The sequence below is a fragment of the Robinsoniella sp. genome (assembly GCF_034124845.1).
In genome coordinates this window covers 1-1,945 of the sequence record NZ_JAWYAJ010000481.1, presented here as the reverse complement: position 1 = coordinate 1,945, position 1,945 = coordinate 1, and the positions used below count along the sequence as shown (strand labels likewise).

Sequence of the window (1,945 nt, the reverse complement as noted above, 5' to 3'; positions counted from 1 at the left end):
ATTTGTTTTGGGCGAATTATCCATTGTTTGTCAGTCCTCCTCTTACTTTAAGGCAGTTTCTTTGCAGCGCAAGAAGAGTTAAATATACTTTAGATAATTATATAATATCGGCTTACAGCAAGCATAGCAACACCTTATTTTATTTTGTCAATTGGAATTTGTCTGGCAGAACTGCCAGCGATTAGAATGTTTTTTACAAGGTAATAATACCACATTAGAATATATATTGCAACACATTTTTAATAAAAGTTACATATAATATTTTTAGATATTGTAATCGATGCAGAAATTTAAGAACTCTGTTTTCGGTTTCCCTGGGGAAATGCAACGCTTTGTGAACGCCAGATACAAAATACATCCCACCACAGCAAAGATATTTTCTCTGCTGAGATAGGACGATTTATGCAATAACGTGAATTTCCCAAATCGTAATTCAAAAGCAATCCCATCCATTTATTCCGTTTCTCTCAGCTGCTCAACTATACTTCCTTTATGAAATATTTTCAGGGATAATGAGGGAACCACAACTGCAATTCCCAGGAAGATACCACATATTATCACGGAAGGAAGGATTGTCAGCCGGAAAGTCATAAACCAGATATTGGAACTGATCATCTGCACCAGTGTCACACCCAAGATTCCCGAAGTTATAATTCCCAGGATGCCTGCGCCTAATGCATAGTAAATACCCTCCAGCGTCAACATTTGATTTAACTGCCTTTTTGTCATACCAATACTCTGCATTGCGGCAAATTCATGACGCCGTGTGAGAATGCTTGTGATCACCATATTGATAAAGTTAATCATGCCGGCTAATCCCATGACTGCCCCAATGATACCGCCTATAACGTATACTACCTGCTGGGTTTTCCATACGTCTTCTTTTAACAGCCGAACAGAATTATAGCTTGCATTGGGATTTTCATTCTGAATATACTCATCCAGGAATTCCTCCATCTGTAATTCATATTTCGGATCTATGTCAAAAGAATAACTTAACAGCGCAGGATTTTGATAAATTGATTCGAAATCCTTCTGAGTCATATAGAAATAAGGGCTGTCATTTCCCACCTGAACCACCCCCGTATTAATGGATGGTACCTCATATTCAACATCATTCAGAATCGCCTGCGCCACTACGGTAAAAGTTTTTGCTTTTTTACCATCTACATAAGCATCTATGTTCTGTCCTATTTCACTGGTAAATTCTTTCATGGAAACATTTCCATTGCCCCGTACAGAGGTGACTCCTTCAATTATATAGTTCCCTTCCGCAAGTTTTTCCCGTAAGACGTTCAAATCTTTTTCTCCATTTACAATGGTCATTCTGGATAAAACCGCATCAGACATTCCAAATGCATTACACAGTGGACGGTTATCATCTGCAAGGGTAAAGGATTCACCCTCTGCCGTAATTCCATAATTGTATCCGTCCCGCTCCTCTGTATCTAAGATTCGGCAACCATACTCAAAGCTTACATTTCTGTCATCCAGCGTATTTTTATAAAGGCGTCCCCCTTCTTTCACACCGGGTTGTTTTTCCACTGCCTTTACCATATTTTCATCCAGTGCATCATCATGATGGACAAATCCTTTCATATTGTTAAACGTACTGGAACTTGCAATTATAAAATCTGTTTTACTCAAGGATTTAATCCATTTATCGGTATCGAAGCTTCCTGCTATAACAAACACGGAATTGAGCAGTACGGTACACAGCAGCAGAGAAATCATAATAAATGCCGTTCTGGTCTTATTTCGTCCTAAATTCGCCCATGCCATATGTGTAATCCTGGACCCGTTTTTACGTTTGCTGGTTTTCTTCTTACTATCTAAACCATCACCAACATATTTGGATGCTTCCAGCGAAGAGATTCCGGATGCTTTTTTTGCTGGCTTTCTGACACTTAAGAAAACTGTAATTCCGGAAAAAAGTGCAGCCCCT

2 protein-coding genes are annotated in these 1,945 nt (G+C 38.9%); one reads left to right on the top strand and one right to left on the bottom strand.

Going from position 1 to position 1,945, the window contains the following annotated elements:
- A partial coding sequence (locus ACH2DQ_RS23525; RefSeq protein ID WP_395028549.1) for a hypothetical protein occupies window positions 1-185 on the top strand: 185 nt, incomplete at its 5' end.
- A gap of 268 nt (window positions 186-453) precedes the next feature.
- Here the strand turns inward: ACH2DQ_RS23525 and ACH2DQ_RS23520 are convergent.
- The coding region (locus ACH2DQ_RS23520; RefSeq protein ID WP_395028548.1) for an ABC transporter permease at window positions 454-1,945 on the bottom strand (1,492 nt) is incomplete at its 5' end.